Source organism: Pseudomonas sp. MF08831 (assembly GCF_059862645.1).
In genome coordinates, this window is the sequence record NZ_JCBCUX010000002.1 from 271,538 (window position 1) to 289,701 (window position 18,164).

The 18,164-nt window shown below is 61.2% G+C and carries 10 protein-coding genes and 2 pseudogenes; 8 read left to right on the forward strand and 4 right to left on the reverse strand.

Annotated elements, in window-relative coordinates:
• Positions 1–285 precede the first annotated feature (285 nt).
• A complete protein-coding gene (gene putA, locus AC19YS_RS04580) occupies positions 286–4,239 on the forward strand; it encodes a trifunctional transcriptional regulator/proline dehydrogenase/L-glutamate gamma-semialdehyde dehydrogenase (RefSeq protein WP_119738005.1) in 3,954 nt (1,317 codons plus the stop codon).
• Between the two features lie 226 nt (positions 4,240–4,465).
• Positions 4,466–6,268 carry an acyl-CoA dehydrogenase gene (locus AC19YS_RS04585; protein WP_200624002.1) on the forward strand — a complete coding sequence of 601 codons (1,803 nt, stop codon included), beginning with the start codon at positions 4,466–4,468 and terminating at the stop codon, positions 6,266–6,268.
• Here the strand turns inward: AC19YS_RS04585 and AC19YS_RS04590 are convergent.
• A complete protein-coding gene (locus AC19YS_RS04590) occupies positions 6,265–6,558 on the reverse strand; it encodes a cell division protein ZapA (RefSeq protein WP_119738009.1) in 294 nt (97 codons plus the stop codon). The two genes, AC19YS_RS04585 and AC19YS_RS04590, sit on opposite strands and share 4 nt — an antisense overlap.
• Positions 6,555–6,785, reverse strand: coding sequence for a hypothetical protein (locus tag AC19YS_RS04595; RefSeq protein ID WP_038844376.1), 231 nt, complete (start codon positions 6,783–6,785; stop codon positions 6,555–6,557). Before AC19YS_RS04595 ends, AC19YS_RS04590 begins: the two co-directional genes overlap by 4 nt.
• A 343-nt stretch (positions 6,786–7,128) precedes the next feature.
• Here AC19YS_RS04595 and AC19YS_RS04600 point away from each other — a divergent pair.
• From AC19YS_RS04600 to trxC, 6 genes and pseudogenes are all read left to right on the forward strand, one after another.
• A pseudogene (locus tag AC19YS_RS04600) lies at positions 7,129–7,785 on the forward strand (MCP four helix bundle domain-containing protein); the annotation flags it as partial.
• A 303-nt stretch (positions 7,786–8,088) separates the two neighbouring features.
• Positions 8,089–8,688 (forward strand): annotated as a pseudogene (locus AC19YS_RS04605) (methyl-accepting chemotaxis protein); the annotation flags it as partial.
• Between the two features lie 218 nt (positions 8,689–8,906).
• Entirely contained in the window at positions 8,907–10,649 is a 1,743-nt protein-coding gene (locus AC19YS_RS04610; protein WP_500601053.1) for a potassium/proton antiporter, read from the forward strand.
• Positions 10,650–10,705: 56 nt separating this feature from the next.
• Complete coding sequence (gene mscK / locus AC19YS_RS04615; RefSeq protein ID WP_106577558.1) at positions 10,706–14,044, forward strand: mechanosensitive channel MscK; 3,339 nt, start codon at positions 10,706–10,708, stop codon at positions 14,042–14,044.
• A gap of 48 nt (positions 14,045–14,092) precedes the next feature.
• Positions 14,093–15,556 (forward strand): protein adenylyltransferase SelO, encoded by a 1,464-nt coding sequence (gene selO, locus AC19YS_RS04620; RefSeq protein ID WP_106577557.1) that lies wholly within the window; start codon positions 14,093–14,095, stop codon positions 15,554–15,556.
• Positions 15,557–15,787: 231 nt separating this feature from the next.
• The gene (gene trxC, locus AC19YS_RS04625; protein WP_169986571.1) at positions 15,788–16,222 is read left to right on the forward strand and encodes a thioredoxin TrxC; all 435 of its coding nucleotides are present in this window, start codon (positions 15,788–15,790) and stop codon (positions 16,220–16,222) included.
• Positions 16,223–16,347: 125 nt separating this feature from the next.
• On the opposite strand, the gene AC19YS_RS04630 is transcribed toward trxC, so the two are convergent.
• Both AC19YS_RS04630 and AC19YS_RS04635 read right to left on the reverse strand, forming a co-directional pair.
• The gene (locus AC19YS_RS04630) at positions 16,348–16,578 is read right to left on the reverse strand and encodes a DUF6124 family protein (protein WP_500601056.1); all 231 of its coding nucleotides are present in this window, start codon (positions 16,576–16,578) and stop codon (positions 16,348–16,350) included.
• A gap of 485 nt (positions 16,579–17,063) precedes the next feature.
• On the reverse strand, positions 17,064–17,834 hold the full coding sequence (locus AC19YS_RS04635; protein ID WP_106577554.1) for a ParA family protein: 771 nt from the start codon (positions 17,832–17,834) through the stop codon (positions 17,064–17,066).
• Positions 17,835–18,164 lie beyond the last annotated feature (330 nt).

Consider the following 18,164-nt stretch of genomic DNA (forward strand, 5'->3'; position numbering starts at 1 on the left):
CAACAAAGCAAATAAGGTGCAACCAGTTTCTTGAGAATAAGTTGCACCTGGGCGTGTTTACGCTCAAACAACGGTTTTTTGCTCCTTTTCGGAGCAAGAACGGCCGACCTCAGAAGCAAACGCACCAAGGGAGAGCGGATTCTGTTGAAGGCCGGATTTTTTCCCGATCACGATCAAAAATTTCCTGAACAATTTGGGTTGCACCCGGTTGCACCTCTGCATGCGCAAAGCTAATCTTGCCGCCAGCAGATGCCACGCAGTAGTGGCACCCATGAGGATAAAAAGATGGCAACGACCACCCTTGGGGTCAAACTCGACGACCCGACCCGCGAACGCCTCAAGGCCGCCGCGACCTCCATTGATCGCACGCCGCACTGGCTGATCAAGCAGGCGATTTTCAATTACCTGGAGAAACTGGAGGGTGGTGCAACCCTGAACGAGATTAATGGCTTGGGCAGCAAGGACGCGGAGGACGCTGGAGAAATTCAGCCAGACCACGCCCACCAGTGCTTCCTGGAGTTCGCCGAAAGCATCCTGCCGCAGTCCGTACTGCGCGCCTCGATCACCGCCGCCTACCGCCGCCCGGAACCGGAAGTGGTACCGATGCTGATCGAGCAGGCCCGCCTGCCGCAGCAGATGGCCGAAGCCACCAACAAGCTGGCCGCCTCGATTGCCGAGAAGTTGCGCAATCAAAAGAGCGCCGGCGGCCGTGCCGGTATTGTTCAAGGCCTGCTGCAAGAATTTTCCCTGTCGTCCCAGGAAGGCGTGGCCCTGATGTGCCTGGCCGAAGCGCTGCTGCGCATCCCGGACAAGGGCACGCGCGATGCACTGATCCGCGACAAAATCAGCACCGGCAACTGGCAGCCCCATCTGGGCAACAGCCCGTCGCTGTTCGTCAACGCCGCCACGTGGGGCCTGCTGCTGACCGGCAAACTGGTCGCCACGCACAATGAAGCCGGCCTCACCTCGTCCCTGAGCCGCATCATCGGCAAGAGCGGCGAGCCGATGATCCGCAAGGGCGTCGACATGGCCATGCGCCTGATGGGCGAGCAGTTCGTCACCGGCGAAACCATCGCCGAAGCCCTGGCCAATGCGAGCAAGTTCGAAGCCAAGGGTTTCCGCTATTCCTACGACATGCTCGGCGAAGCCGCGCTGACCGAACACGACGCCCAGAAGTACCTGGCCTCGTACGAACAAGCCATTCACTCCATCGGCAAAGCCTCTCACGGCCGTGGGATTTATGAAGGCCCGGGCATTTCCATCAAGCTCTCGGCACTGCACCCGCGTTACAGCCGTGCGCAATACGAGCGTGTGATGGACGAGCTGTACCCGCGCCTGCTGTCGCTGACCTTGCTGGCCAAGCAATACGACATCGGCCTGAACATCGACGCCGAAGAAGCCGACCGCCTGGAGCTGTCGCTCGACCTGCTCGAACGCCTGTGCTTCGAGCCGCAACTGACCGGTTGGAACGGCATCGGTTTCGTGATCCAGGCCTATCAGAAACGCTGCCCGTATGTGATCGACTACGTCATCGACCTGGCCCGCCGCAGCCGCCATCGCCTGATGATCCGCCTGGTAAAAGGCGCGTACTGGGACAGCGAGATCAAGCGCGCTCAAGTTGAAGGCCTGGAAGGCTACCCGGTGTACACCCGCAAGGTGTACACCGACGTTTCCTACATTGCCTGCGCACGCAAACTGCTGTCGGTGCCGGAAGCCATCTACCCGCAGTTCGCCACGCACAACGCCCACACCCTGTCGGCCATTTACCACATCGCCGGCCAGAACTATTACCCCGGCCAGTACGAGTTCCAATGCCTGCACGGCATGGGCGAGCCGCTGTACGAGCAGGTTGTAGGCAAAGTTTCCGAGGGCAAGCTGAACCGTCCGTGCCGCGTGTACGCCCCGGTCGGTACCCACGAAACATTGCTGGCTTACCTGGTGCGTCGCCTGCTGGAAAACGGCGCCAACACCTCGTTCGTCAACCGTATCGCCGACCACACTATTTCGATCCAGGAACTGGTGGCCGACCCAGTGGCCAGCATCGAGCAGATGGCCACGCTGGAAGGCGGCTTCGGCCTGCCGCACCCGCGTATTCCACTGCCGCGTGACCTGTATGGCAGCGACCGCGCCAACTCGGCCGGTATCGACCTGGCCAACGAACACCGCTTGGCGTCGCTGTCTTGCGCGCTGCTGGCCACCGCGCACAACGACTGGAAAGCCGCGCCGATGCTGGGCTGCGCCTCCAGCAATGAGCCGGCCGCACCTGTGCTGAACCCCTCCGACCTGCGTGACGTGGTCGGCCATGTACAGGAAGCCACCGTCGAAGACGTCGACAACGCCATTCAATGCGCGATCAATGCCGGCCCGATCTGGCAGGCCACCCCGCCCGCCGAGCGCGCCGCGATCCTGGAGCGTGCCGCCGACTTGATGGAAGGCGAGATCCAGCCGCTGATGGGCCTGCTGGCCCGCGAGGCCGGCAAGACCTTCGCCAACGCCATCGCCGAAGTGCGCGAAGCCGTGGACTTCCTGCGCTACTACGCGGTACAGGCCCGTAACGATTTCACCAACGACGCCCACCGCCCATTGGGCCCCGTGGTGTGCATCAGCCCGTGGAACTTCCCGCTGGCAATCTTCAGCGGTCAAGTGGCTGCGGCACTGGCTGCCGGTAACCCGGTATTGGCCAAGCCTGCCGAGCAAACCCCGCTGGTGGCGGCACAAGCCGTGCGCATGTTGCTCGAAGCCGGTATTCCGGAAGGCGTGCTGCAACTGCTGCCGGGCCAGGGGGAAAGCGTCGGTGCCCGCCTGGTGGGTGATGATCGCGTCAAAGGCGTGATGTTCACCGGTTCCACCGAAGTGGCGCGCCTGCTGCAACGCAGCGTCGCCGGTCGCCTGGATGCCCAGGGCCGCCCAATTCCGCTGATCGCCGAAACCGGTGGCCAGAACGCAATGATCGTCGACTCTTCGGCGCTGACCGAGCAAGTGGTCATCGACGTTGTGTCCTCGGCCTTCGACAGCGCCGGCCAGCGCTGCTCGGCCCTGCGCGTTCTGTGCCTGCAGGAAGATTCGGCAGACCGTGTGATCGAAATGCTCAAGGGCGCCATGGCTGAATGCCGTCTGGGCAACCCGGAGCGCCTGTCGGTAGACATCGGCCCGGTGATCGACGCCGAAGCCAAGGCTGGCATCGAAAAACACATCCAGGCCATGCGCGATAAAGGCCGCAATGTGTACCAAGTGGCGATTGCCGACGGCGAAGAGATCAAGCGCGGCACCTTCGTGATGCCCACCCTGATCGAACTCGAAAGCTTCGACGAACTGCAACGCGAGATCTTCGGCCCGGTGCTGCACGTGGTGCGTTACAAGCGTAAAGAGATCGACCAGCTCATTGCGCAGATCAATGCCTCCGGCTACGGCCTGACGCTGGGCGTGCACACCCGCATCGATGAGACCATCGCCAAGGTGATCGACAATGTTCACGCCGGTAACGTCTATGTGAACCGCAACATCGTGGGCGCCGTGGTTGGCGTGCAGCCCTTCGGCGGCGAAGGCCTGTCGGGCACTGGTCCGAAAGCCGGTGGGCCGCTGTACCTGTACCGTCTGCTGTCGACTCGTCCTACCGATGCGATCGAACAATCCTTCGTGCGTGGCGACAAGCTGACCGCGCCGGACGTGCGTCTGCGCGATGCCATGAGCCAACCGCTGACCGCCCTGAAAACCTGGGCCGACAGCAGCAAGTTCAGCGAACTGAGCGCCCTGTGCAGCCAGTTCGCCGCGCAGTCGCAAAGCGGTATCACCCGCCAACTGGCCGGCCCGACCGGCGAGCGCAACAGCTACGCAATCCTGCCCCGCGAGCACGTGCTGTGTCTGGCGGACGTGGAAGGTGATCTGCTGACGCAACTGGCGGCAGTATTGGCCGTCGGCGGTTCGGCGGTATGGCCGGAAACTGACCTGACTAAAGCTGTGTTCCCACGCCTGCCGAGGGAAGTTCAGGCGAAGATCAAGCGCGTGGCTGACTGGACCAAGGATGAGGTGGTATTCGACGCCGTCCTGCACCACGGTGATTCCGACCAATTGCGTGCGGTGTGCCAGCAAGTGGCGCAGCGTGGTGGTGCGATTGTCGGGGTGCATGGTTTGTCGCAAGGTGAGACGGCGATTGCGCTGGAGCGTCTGGTGATCGAGCGGGCGTTGAGTGTTAACACCGCTGCGGCGGGCGGTAACGCCAGCCTGATGACCATCGGTTAACTGGCTAAATGCAGTAAAAATGTGGGAGCTGGCTTGCCTGCGATAGCGGCGAGTCAGTGACAGAAATGTCGGCTGGCACGGCCTCATCGCAGGCAAGCCAGCTCCCACACTGACCGCACCCCACCTTCGGCCCTTGTTCTGCCCTTCCATCACTTAGATCAATCTTGCTATCCAGCCTCTATTGGCGCACTTAGACTCCGGCCATTCCCTTAAAAGGTAAGCCGCCATGTCCGAGACGCTGCTCAGTTCCCGCAATCTGGCTTTCGAGCTGTACGAAGTCCTCGATGCCGAGGGCCTGACCCAGCGCGAGCGGTTTGCCGAGCACAACCGCGAAACGTTCGATGCCGCCATCAGCACCGCGCGCAGCATTGCCGAAAAGTATTTCGCGCCGCACAACCGCAAGAACGACGAAAACGAACCGCGCTATGAAGACGGCAAGGCGATCCTGATCCCGGACGTCAAACCTGCCGTGGACGCCTTCCTCGAAGCCGGCTTTCTGAACGCCGCGCGCAGTTTCGACGCCGGCGGCATGCAGTTGCCGACCCTGCTGTCGCAAGCCTGCTTTGCGCACTTCCAGTCGGCCAACGCGGCCTCGACCTCCTACCCGTTCCTGACCATGGGCGCCGCCAACCTGATCGAAAGCTTCGGCACCGAGGCGCAGAAGCAGCGCTTCCTGCAGCCAATGATCGAGGGCCGCTTTTTCGGCACCATGGCACTGACCGAGCCGCATGCCGGGTCATCCCTGTCGGATATTCGTACGCGGGCAGAGCCAGCGGCTGACGGCAGTTATCGCCTCAAGGGCAACAAGATCTTTATCTCCGGGGGCGACCACCCGCTGTCGGAAAACATCGTGCACATGGTGCTGGCCAAGCTGCCGGACGCGCCGGCCGGGGTGAAGGGCATTTCGCTGTTTATCGTGCCCAAGTTCCTGGTCAATGAGGATGGCAGCCTGGGCGCGCGCAACGATGTGCTGCTGGCCGGGTTGTTTCACAAGATGGGCTGGCGCGGCACCACGTCCACGGCGCTTAACTTCGGCGATAACGGCAATTGCGTCGGCTATCTGGTAGGCAAGCCGCATCAGGGTCTGAGCTGCATGTTCCAGATGATGAACGAGGCGCGCATCGGCGTGGGCATGGGCGCAGTCATGCTCGGTTACGCCGGCTACCTCTACTCGCTGGAATATGCCCGCGAACGCCCACAAGGTCGCCTGCCCGACAGCAAAGACCCAGGCACCGCGCCGGTTTCGATCATCCAGCACGCCGATATCAAACGCATGCTGCTGACACAAAAAGCCTATGTCGAAGGCGCTTTCGACCTCGGCCTGTATGCCGCGCGGTTGTTCGATGACACCACCACGCTGGAAACCGACACCGAGCGCAAGCAAGCCCACGAACTGCTCGACCTGCTCACGCCCATCGTCAAATCCTGGCCGTCGGAGTTCTGCCTCAAGGCCAACGAGCTGGCGATCCAGATTCTCGGCGGCCACGGCTACACTCGCGAATACCCGGTGGAGCAGTACTACCGCGACAACCGCCTGAACCCTATCCACGAAGGCACCCACGGCATCCAGTCCCTGGACCTGCTCGGGCGCAAGCTGGCGCAGAATGGCGGCGCGGGCCTCAAGCAACTGATCCGCCTGATCGCCGAGACAGGCGCACGCGCACAGCAATACCCATCACTGACCGCACTGCGAGAACCACTGGAAGAATTAGTGACCAACCTGCAGCGCGTCACACTCGGCCTGCTGACCGATCTCGCCCAAGGCAAGGTCAACAGCAGCCTGGCGAATTCGGCACTGTATTTGAAGGTGTTCGGGCACACGGTGATTGGCTGGCGCTGGCTGGAACAGGCAATTCGCGCCGAGGAAGGCCTGGCCAAGGGCAATGCGGCGGATGCTGCCTTCTATAAAGGCAAGCTCCAGGCCGCTCGGTACTTCCTGACCTGGGAAGTGCCGAGCTGCCATCATGAACTGGCGATTCTGGAGGCACGCGATGACACGTGCCTGGGGATGCAGGATGCGTGGTTCTAAGGCGTTCCGATCGCCTTGGAAATCACTTCGACCGTGGCGCTGACTTGCTCTTGGTAACGGTCGAGTTCCTGCTGGTGGTGCTTTTGCATTTCGATCTGCTCGGCGCACAGGTTCAGCGCAGCCAGTACCAATAATTTGTCACCGATCAGGGTCGGGTACTTTTTCTTGGTGGTGGCCAGGGAGGCCTTGAGCATGGTCACGGCGTGCATCAGGGTTTGATCTTCCCCGTCCGGCGCCTTGATCGAGTAATCCTCTCCGAGAATCGAAACGACCTTTATGCCTTCATTCATGCGCCGACAGGACCTGCGCTCACACGCTCAACCAAGGCCTGGATGCGCGCGGCGGTTGCGCCGTGCTTTTCTTCCTGTTCCATCAGGTTCAGTTGCAGGCTGTCGTTTTCATCCTTGGCGCGGGCCAGTTCGGCCTTGAGGGATTCGTTGCTGCCCAGTAGGTCCTGGTTTTGCTGTACCAGGTCGCTGACCAGTTGTTCGAGTTGGCTGAGGGATGCTTCTAACATTTTGATTTCTCGGGCTTTTTCAAAGGGCGGTGACGATAAAGAAAATTCACCTCGGATGCCAGGGTTATCCCAGGCGCGCAGCCCGATATTTAAGGGCCGGGCCGCACTTTCGAGCCTTAGTGACTGCATTTACCCCATCTGGTTCCTGAATCCGCCCAACCCCTCGTCTGATGCGACAAAAGCGCGCGCCCCCTTAAGACTTTAGTCGCATGGCCGATAGCTGATGCACACCCCGTCTCATGGCCGCACGGATCGCGCTTCTCCCCAGGACTTCAGCATGTCTCTTCGTAATATGAATATCGCGCCGCGCGCCTTTCTTGGCTTCGCGTTTATTGGTGCGCTCATGTTGTTTCTCGGTGTGTTCGCCCTGAACCAAATGAGCAAGATCCGTGCTGCCACCGAAGACATCACACTGTCCAGCGTACCGAGCATTCGCGCTCTCGACGAGTTCACCCAGCTGACCCTGCGCCTGCGGGTGTTGTCGTATCGCTTGCTGACCAACCGTGAGCCAGACGTGCAGCAAAAGACCCTGGAAGCCTTTGAACTGCGCAACCAGCAGATCCGCACCGCCCAGGGCGTCTACGAAAAACTCATCGAGAGTGGCGAAGAACGCTCGACCTACGACGAATACGTGCGCTTGCTCGGTCAGTACCACCAGATCGAAGAGCGCATGAAGAGTTTGTCTCGCGCCAACCAGATCGACGACCTGCGCAACTTGCTCAACACCGAATTGCTGAGCAACTCCGAGCAAGTCAACGCGGTGCTGACACGCCTGCTGGACATCAACAACAAGATGGCCAACGCCACCAATCAGCAAGCCAAAGACCAATACGACATGGCCTTTGACCTGGTGGTGGGCCTGCTGATCATTGCCACGGCGCTGACCCTGCTGTTTGCGTGGCTGCTGACCCGCAGCATCACCCTGCCAATCGCCCAGGCACTGGAAGCGGCCGAAGAAGTCGCCGAAGGCAACCTCACGCGCCCGATCAAGGTCGACGGCAACGACGAAGCCGGCCGCCTGCTGGCCGCCATGGCCAAGATGCAGGAAAAATTGCGCGACACGCTGCAACGCATCGCCGGTTCCGCCACGCAGCTGGCCTCCGCCGCCGAGGAGCTGAATGCCGTCACCGACGAAAGCGCCCGTGGTCTGACCCAGCAAAACAACGAAATCGAACAAGCCGCCACCGCCGTCAACGAGATGACCAGCGCCGTCGAAGAGGTGGCGCGCAATGCGGTCAGCACCTCCGAGGCCTCGCGCAATGCCACCACGTCAGCGGGTGACGGCCGTGACCTGGTGCAGGAAACCGTCAGCGCCATCGAGCGCATGAGCGGTGACGTACAGGCCACCGCCACACTGATTGGCGACCTGGCCAATGAATCGCGTGACATCGGCAAGGTGCTGGACGTGATTCGCGGCCTGGCCGACCAGACCAACCTGCTGGCGCTGAACGCCGCAATTGAAGCCGCACGCGCCGGTGAAGCCGGTCGCGGGTTTGCCGTGGTGGCTGATGAAGTGCGCGCCCTGGCCCATCGCACCCAGCAGTCGACCAGCGAGATCGAGCGGATGATTGGCAGCATTCAGGCCGGCACCGAGCACGCGGTGGACTCGATGCGTAACAGCACCGAACGCGCGGAGTCGACACTCAACATCGCCAAAGGCGCGGGCCTGTCGCTGGATACCATCAACACCGCGATTGTCGAGATCAACGAGCGCAACCTGGTGATCGCCAGCGCGGCAGAAGAGCAGGCGCAGGTGGCGCGGGAAGTGGACCGCAACCTGGTGAACATTCGTGATCTGTCGGTGCAGTCAGCCACCGGTGCCAGCCAGACCAGTGCGGCGAGCAGTGAGTTGTCGCGCCTGGCAGTGGATTTGAATGGGATGGTGGGGCGCTTCAGGCTGTAAGTCGATTCCTGTGGGAGCTGGCTTGCCTGCGATAGCATCTCCTCGGTGAACCTGACCCACCGAGTTGCCTGCATCGCAGGCAAGCCAGCTCCCACATTGGATTGATGTAGGCCGGCAAAAGCTTTTTGACAGCACAGCAATTCAACAGGTTAGAATCGCTGGCACGCAGACTGCATGGTCAGTTTGCGCCCTGTCTTCCCCGTTCTGGAGTACTGCCTTTGAATGCGACGACCATCAACAGCCTGTTCTTGATCGGCGCGTTGCTGGTGGGTGCGAGCATTCTGGTGAGTTCTCTTTCGTCCCGCCTGGGTATCCCGATTCTGGTGATCATCCTGGCCGTGGGCATGATCGCCGGCGTCGATGGCGGCGGCATCATCTTCGACAATTACCCGACCGCCTACCTGGTGGGCAACCTTGCCTTGGCAGTGATCCTGCTCGACGGCGGCTTGCGCACACGGGTGGCGAGTTTTCGCGTGGCACTCTGGCCGGCGTTGTCGCTGGCCACGGTGGGGGTATTGATCACCACCGGGCTCACCGGCATGGCCGCGGCCTGGCTGTTCAACCTTAATATCATTCAAGGCTTGCTGATCGGCGCCATCGTCGGCTCAACCGATGCCGCCGCGGTGTTCTCGCTGCTGGGCGGCAAAGGCTTGAACGAGCGGGTCACCGCCAGCCTGGAAATCGAATCCGGCAGTAACGACCCGATGGCGGTGTTTCTCACCGTGACCCTGATCGACATGCTCGCCACCGGCCAGACCGGCCTGCACTGGAGCCTGCTGACCCATCTGGTCCGCGAGTTCGGCATTGGCGGCATCGTCGGCCTGGGCGGCGGCTGGCTGATGCTGCAGATGGTCAACCGCATCAACCTGGCCACCGGCCTGTACCCGATCCTGGTGATCGCCGGTGGCCTGGTGGTGTTCGCCCTGACCAACGCCCTGCACGGCAGCGGCTTCCTCGCCGTGTACCTGTGCGGTCTGGTGATCGGCAACCGCCCGGTGCGCAGCCGCCATGGCATTTTGCATATGCTCGATGGCATGGCCTGGCTGGCACAGATCGGTATGTTCCTGGTGCTGGGCCTGCTGGTCACGCCGCATGACTTGCTGCCCATCGCCCTGCCCGCCCTGGGCCTGGCACTGTGGATGATCCTCTTTGCGCGGCCGTTGTCGGTGATGGTCGGCCTGCTGCCATTCAAGGCGTTCCACGGGCGCGAAAAAGCCTTTATCGCCTGGGTCGGCCTGCGCGGCGCGGTACCGATCATTCTGGCGGTGTTCCCGCTGATGGCCGGCCTGCCGCACGCGCAGCTGTATTTCAACCTGGCGTTCTTTATCGTGCTGGTCTCGCTGCTGGTGCAGGGCACAAGCCTGCCGTGGGTGGCCAAGCTGCTGAAAGTGACCGTACCGCCGGACCCTGCGCCGATCTCCCGCGCCGCCCTGGAAGTGCACGTTACCAGCGAGTGGGAGCTGTTCGTCTACCGCCTGGGCGCGGAAAAATGGTGCATCGGCGCGGCCCTGCGCGAACTGAAAATGCCCGAAGGCACGCGGATCGCCGCGCTGTTCCGTGGCCAGCAACTGCTCCATCCGTCGGGCAGTACGGTGCTTGAAGTCGACGATTTGCTCTGTGTGATCGGCCACGAACACAACCTGCCGGCCCTGGGCAAACTGTTCAGCCAGGCGCCGCAACGCGGTCTCGACCTGCGCTTCTTCGGCGACTTTGTGCTCGAAGGCGACGCCCAGCTGGGCGCGGTGTCGGCGCTCTACGGCCTCAAGCTCGAGGGTATCGACCCGGATATGCCACTGAGTCGCTTCATTACCCAGAAGGTCGGCGGCGCACCAGTGGTAGGCGACCAAGTGGAATGGAACAACACGCTGTGGACCGTCGCGGTCATGGACGGGAACAGAATCGGAAAAGTCGGCGTCAAATTCCCCGAAGGAAGTCGTCCAGGCCCTGGACTCTTCCTCTAAACTGCGGGGCTACGGCGCCACGCCCCCACCTTTTTTACCTTGCTCGACCGGTATCCATGACAACTCTGCGCACCTTTTTAGCCACTGCCCTGCTGGGCCTGACCCTCTGTGTCGGCAGCGTTTACGCCGCCGACCCGCCCAGCGCCGAGTCCATCCAGCAAACCCTGGACAAACTGCCCGACCGCAAGCTGCCTGACGCCGACATGAAGGCGCTGCAAACCATCCTGCAACAGACCCTGACCTACCTGGGCAACAAGCAGGATTACGAGCAGCGCCTTGTCGACCTCAAGCGCCAGCTCGAAGACGCCCCGCGCCAGACCACTGAAAACCAGCGCGAACTGGTACGACTCAAGGCCACCAAAATCATCCCGGTGGCGCAGCGCTACGCCACCCTGCCGGTGCCGCAGCTTGAGCAGTTGCTGGTGCAACGCACCACCCAGCAAGGCGATCTGCAAAAAACCGTGGCCGACGCCAACAGCATGTCCGTTGCCGCCCAGACCCGTCCCGAACGCGCCCAGACCGAAATCAGCAACAGCCAGACCCGCATCCAGCAGATCAACTCGATCCTCAAGGCGGGCAAAGACAACGGCAAGACCCTCACCGGCGACCAGCGCAACCAACTGAACGCCGAACTGGCCGCCCTCAATGCCCTGATTCCACTGCGCCGCCAGGAACTGGCCGGCAACAGCCAACTGCAAGACCTGGGCAATAGCCAGCGCGACCTGGCAACCGAGAAAACCAGCCGCCTGGAGCAGGAAATCCAGGACCTGCAAACGCTGATCAACCAGAAACGCCTGGCCCAGTCCCAGCAGACCGTGACCCAACAGTCCATCGAAGCGCAGAAGGCCGGCGGCAGCAGCCTGCTGGCCTCGGAAAGCGCGGCCAACCTTAAACTGTCCGACTACCTGCTCAAGAGTACCGACCGCCTCAACGAGCTGACCCAGACCAACCTCAAGACCAAGCAGCAACTGGACGCAGTGACGCAAAGCGACTCGGCCCTGGACGAGCAAATCAACGTGCTCAAGGGCAGCCTGCTGCTCTCCAAGATTCTCTACAAGCAGAAACAGGCGCTGCCCCGTCTCACGGTCGACCGCGACCTGGCAGACGATATCGCCAACATTCGCCTGTACCAGTTCGAGATCAACCAGCAGCGTGAGCTGATCAACTCGCCCAGTGCGTATGTGGATAACTTGCTGGCCAACCAGCCGCCGGAAGACGTGACGCCGCAACTGCGCCGCACCTTGCTGGAGTTGGCGATCACCCGCAGCGACTTGCTTGAGCGCCTGAGCCGTGAGCTGAGTGCACTGCTGAACGAATCGATCACCCTGCAACTGAACCAGAAACAACTGCTCAGCACCGCCACCACCCTGCGCGCGACGCTGGACGAGCAAATGTTCTGGATCCCCAGCAACAAGCCGCTGGACACCGAGTGGCTGGAAACCGTACCGGCGCACCTGAACAAACAGATCACCACCCTGCCGTGGGCCTCCAGCGTCAGCGAACTCTACGACGGCCTGACCCAGCGCCCACTGTTGTTCCTGCCACTGCTGCTGTTGATCGGTGCATTGTTGTGGCGGCGTAAAGCGCTGTACCAGCGCCTGAACAAGGTTCACCTGGACATCGGCCACTTCAAGCGCGACAGCCAGTGGCACACGCCGCAGGCCATCCTGATCAACATCCTGCTGGCGATGCCGGTGTCCCTGGGCCTGGCGCTGTGCGGCTACGCGCTGCAGATCGACGCCCGCGGGCAAAACGCCAACCTTGGCGATGCACTGCTGCAGATCGCCCAAGCGTGGCTGGTGTTCTACACCGCCTACCGCATCCTGGCGCCGGGCGGCGTGGCGGAACTGCACTTTCGCTGGGAGAAACCCCAGGTTGAATTCCTGCAAGGCTGGGTGCGCAAACTTGGCCTGGTAGTGCTGGCATTGGTGGCCGTAGTGGCCATCGCCGAGCACCAACCCGAGGCGCTGGCCGACGACGTGCTGGGCATCGGTGTAGTACTGACGTGCTACGCGCTGATGGCCTGGCTGCTGGGCCGCCTGCTGCTGAACAGCCCGACCCACGAGAAAGCTTCACTGTTTCGTAAAGCCGTGGGCCTGGTGTTCACCGCCCTGCCCGTCGCCCTGTTTCTGGCGGTGTGCTTTGGCTATTACTACACCGCGCTCAAACTCAGCGACCGCTTGATCAATACCCTGTACCTGCTGATGTTCTGGCTAGTGATCGAAGCCACCTTCGTGCGCGGCCTCGGCGTCGCCGCACGGCGCCTGGCCTACGCGCGTGCACTGGCCAAACGCCAGGCCGCCAAGGAAGCCGGTGATGGCGAAGCGGTGATCGAAGAACCGACCCTGGACATCGAACAGGTCAACGAACAGTCCATGCGCCTGATTCGCCTGGCCTTGCTCGGCGGCTTTATCGCGGCGCTGTACTGGGTGTGGAAAGACCTGATCACCGTGTTCTCCTACCTCGACAACATCACCCTGTACGAGTACACCAGCGGCACCGGCGCCAACATCAGCATGGTGCCGATCAGCTTCGGCGACTTGCTGGGTGCGTCAATCATCGTCGGCATCACCTTCGCCCTGGCGCGCAACTTGCCGGGTTTGCTGGAAGTGCTGGTGCTGTCCAAGCTGGACCTGGCTCAAGGCAGCGCCTACGCCACAACCACCTTGCTGTCTTATGTGATTGCCGGGGTCGGCTTCGTCTCCACCCTGTCCACGCTCGGCGTGAGCTGGGACAAGTTGCAATGGCTGGTGGCAGCGCTCTCGGTGGGGTTGGGCTTCGGGATGCAGGAGATCTTCGCCAACTTTATCTCCGGCATCATGATCCTGTTCGAACGCCCGGTGCGTATCGGCGACACCATCACCATCGGCAACCTGTCGGGCACCGTCAGCAAGATCCGCATCCGTGCGACGACCATCACCGACTTTGACCGCAAAGACATCATTGTCCCGAACAAGACGTTTATTACCGGGCAACTGATCAACTGGTCGCTGACCGACACCATCACCCGCGTCACGCTAAAACTGGGTGTGGACTACGGCTCCGACCTGGACCTGGTGAAGGAACTGCTGCTCAAGGCCGCGCGAGAAAACCCACGCGTGCTGAAAGAGCCGGAACCCCACGTGTACTTCCTCAACTTCGGCGAAAGCACCCTCGACCACGAATTGCGCATGCACGTGCGCGACCTCGGTGACCGCAACCCGGTGATCGACGAGGTGAACCGCTTTATCAACCGCGAGTTCAAGAACCACCACATCAACATCTCGTTCCGCCAGATGGAGGTTTACCTCAAGAACCTCCACGGCCAGGAATACAAACTGGTGGAAGTCGACACCCCGGCCAAACCCGCCAACGACGGCGGCGTGCAAGAACCACCGCCGAGCAAACTCGACTAACGCGCCTATCCCCAGCAGAATGCTCGGACATTCTGCTGGAGATGGCCGGTGAAAGCCCTCGACGAACTGACCTTCGACAACCGCTTCGCACGCCTGGGCGACGCGTTCTCAACCCACGTATTGCCTGAGCCGCTCGACGAGCCGCGCCTTGTGGTCGCAAGCAATGCCGCCATGGCCCTGCTCGACCTCGACCCGGCAGTGGCCGACACGCCGGTGTTTGCCGAGCTGTTCAGCGGGCACAAGCTGTGGGCCGAAGCGGAGCCGCGGGCAATGGTCTATTCCGGGCACCAGTTTGGCGGCTACACCCCGCAACTGGGCGACGGCCGCGGGCTGCTGCTGGGCGAGGTGTACAACGAGGCCGGCGAACACTGGGACCTGCACCTCAAAGGCGCCGGGATGACGCCTTATTCGCGCATGGGCGACGGCCGCGCGGTGCTGCGCTCTTCGATCCGTGAGTTTCTCGCCTCCGAGGCGTTGCATGCGCTGGGCATCCCCAGCAGCCGCGCCTTGTGCGTGATTGGCTCCAGCACACCCGTGTGGCGCGAGAAACAGGAGCGCGGCGCCATGGTGCTGCGCCTTGCGCACAGCCATATCCGCTTCGGGCATTTCGAATATTTTTACTACACCAAAAAGCCCGAGCAGCAGGCTGAACTGGCCGAACACGTGTTGAACCTGCACTACCCCGAGTGCCGCGAGCAGCCCGAGCCGTACCTGGCGATGTTCCGCGAAATCGTCGAGCGCAATGCCGAGATGATCGCCAAATGGCAGGCCTACGGTTTCTGTCACGGCGTGATGAACACCGACAACATGTCGATCCTGGGCATCACCTTCGACTTCGGGCCGTTTGCGTTCCTCGATGACTTTGACGCGCACTTCATCTGCAACCACTCCGATCACGAAGGGCGCTATTCCTTCAGCAATCAAGTGCCCATTGGGCAGTGGAACCTGAGTGCGCTGGCCCAGGCGCTCACGCCGTTTATCAGCGTTGACGCCTTGAAAGAGGCGCTTGGCCTCTACCTACCGCTGTACCAGGCCCATTACCTGGACCTGATGCGCCGTCGGCTTGGGTTGACCACGGCTGAAGACGATGACCAAAAGCTGGTGGAGCAGTTGCTCAAGCTGATGCAAAACAGCGGCGTGGACTACACGCTGTTCTTCCGCCGCCTGGGTGATGAGCCCGCAGCGCAAGCTGTGGCGCGGCTGCGCGATGACTTCGTCGACCTTGCAGGGTTCGATGCCTGGGCCGAACTGTACACAGCCCGAGTTGCGCGCGACGGGGACTACAGCGAAGCGCAGCGCCGTGAGCGCATGCACGCGGTAAACCCGCTGTACATCCTGCGCAACTATCTGGCACAAAACGCCATCGCCGCCGCCGAGTCAGGCGACTACAGCGAAGTACGTCGATTGCATGAAGTGCTGAGCAATCCGTTTGAAGAGCAGGCGGGGATGGAGCAATACGCCCAGCGGCCGCCGGATTGGGGCAAGCATTTGGAGATCAGTTGTTCGTCGTAAGTTCGCAAAAGCGATACGTTCACGGTGGCGAGCGGGCTTGCCCCGCACTGGGCTGCGCAGCAGCCGCAAAATCTGCAATGAAGATCCGCCTGATACAACTCGGTTACTTTACTGGGGGCTGCTCCGCAGCCCAACGCGGGGCATGCCCGCTCGCCACAGTTATGTATTTGCCTTGATAAATAGCGGCGCTGGCTCCAGATAGAAACTATTGGCCATCTCCAGGAGCCCTCCATGTCCGAACCTCTCGTCATTCCCTGCCCCCATTGCAACGGCCTCAACCGCATCCCCGGCGAACGCCTGGGTGATGCGCCAAAGTGCGGGCGCTGTAAACAGCCGGTGTTGTTGAACAAGCCCTTTGAGTTGAAACAGGGCGACTACGCCACCCAGATCAAGGGCGACCTGCCGCTGCTGGTGGATGTGTGGGCTGAGTGGTGCGGGCCGTGCAAGTCGTTTGCGCCGGTGTTCGAGCAGGCGGCTGGGCAGTTGGAGGGCAAGTGCCGGTTGGCCAAGCTCGACAGCGAGGCCAATCAGCAGCTGTCGGCGCAATTGGGGATTCGCTCGATTCCCAGCCTGATTCTGTTCAAGAACGGCCGCGAAGTAGCGCGCCAGAGTGGGGCATTCCCGTTGCCGCAGTTGATGAGTTGGTTACGTAGCCAAGGCGTGTAATCCAAACCCGATATCAACTCGGTCAAATGTGGGAGCTGGCTTGCCTGCGATGGCATCACCACGGCTTGCCTGACAGACCGAGTTGTCTGCATCGCAGGCAAGCCAGCTCCCACACTGACCGTGTTTTAAGCTTGGGCTACGGGGGTTTCGCGGTCCATCATCTGGCCTACGAGTTGTACGCCGAGTTCGCTTAATTGATGGATGGCCAGGGCGATGTCGCGGTGTTCGCCGGTGAGGTCGTTGGACAGCTTGAGTAATAGCGTGCGCACGGAAGAGAAGGTTTCGTAGCTGTTGAGCACGACGGTTTCGGTGGGGAGGTTGGGTGATACGCAGAACAGGTTGGTGGCGTTTGGCATAATCGACTTTTCCTGAATTTGGCTGCTATCACACCGCTACTAAACGGAGGGGTGGCAGCTGTACGCAGGTTAGTAGACCGGTGGAAAGCCGAAGACCGGCGCACCCGAGGGTGCCCTACGCACAGCCACCATCATGCTCAGACCAGAAGGTCCGATAGACGACACTTGTACGTTCGGCGATCACACTCGGGCTACTAAACCCGACCACTGAGAATTCAGCGGTCCGAGAACCTTAGAGACGCCCATCCAGACGCACAAGCCGGCGGATTCTGGCTTATCTGTAGGCAGCGAGACAAGGCGCAACCCCGCTTGCCAGACCCTTCCTACAGCCTCTGTGGGAACAATCCAATTCCCCCTGCAGCAATGCAAAACAAATGTGGGAGCTGGCTTGCCTGCGATGCAGGCAACTCGGTTTGCCAGTTAAACCCAGGTGAGGCTATCGCTGGCAAGCCAGCTCCCACAGGGTCAGGCGGTGCCGGCAAGGATCACGCGCTTTCCAGCAAGTTATGCAACTCCACAAACTGCTGCGTCAGCTTGTGCCGTGGGTCCAGGTGGATCAGCGGCTTGCTCTCCTGGTGCGACTCGCGCATGCGCACGGAGCTGGCCAGGTACACCGGCAGCACCGGCAGGCCTTCGGCAATCAGCTCATCGAGCATCTGCTGCGGCAGGCTTGCGCGCGCCTGGAATTGGTTGACCACGATGCCTTCCACTTCCAGGCCTTCGTTGTGGTCTTCCTTCAATTCTTCGATTTCCGCCAGCAGGCCATACAGCGCCTGGCGTGAAAAACTGTCGCAATCGAACGGAATCAATACACGATCAGCGGCAATCAGCGCCGAAACCGCATAAAAATTCAGCGCCGGCGGCGTGTCCAGGTAGATCCGGTCGTAGTCCTCGCTCAGTTCATCGAGCAGCTTTCGCAGCTTGTTGATCTTGTGCTTGGCCTCAAGCTTGGGCTGCAGGTCGGCAAGCTCGGCCGTCGCGGTAATGACGTGCAGGTTGTCGAACGGCGTTTCGTAGATGTCCACGCGGTTTTTCTTGGAAAACGGCCCGGATGACAGGGTTTGCTTGAAGAATTCGGCGATGCCCATCGGGATATCGTCGCCGGTCAGCCCGGTGAGGTACTGAGTCGAGTTGGCTTGCGCATCGAGGTCCACCAACAGGGTTCGATAGCCTTCACTGGCGCTGACCGCCGCCAGGTTGCAGGCAATGCTGGACTTGCCAACGCCGCCTTTCTGATTGAACACCACACGCCGCATGGAAAAACCTCTGTGTATCAATGAATGTCCGAGTGTAGAGGGCAAAAGCGCCTGTTAGCTACCTCGTTCATCCATGCACTGGCGCATTGCGCGGCCGGATGCGCGATACGCGTAATCCAGCGCTGACAAACTAAAAGGAATACTCCGACAACCCCGCCAGTCCTCGGGTAAAGGACAATCTGCAAATCTTTCCCAGTAAATTGTAATCAGCCGTGAACAATTCTTTACCAAAGTTTGCTAGAAGCCCACAGCACCGGGATAATGCGCGCCATTCGGCCTGTGTTCCCTGTCCCGGTATTCGGGGCCAACGGCCGCACATGGAAGCCCGCA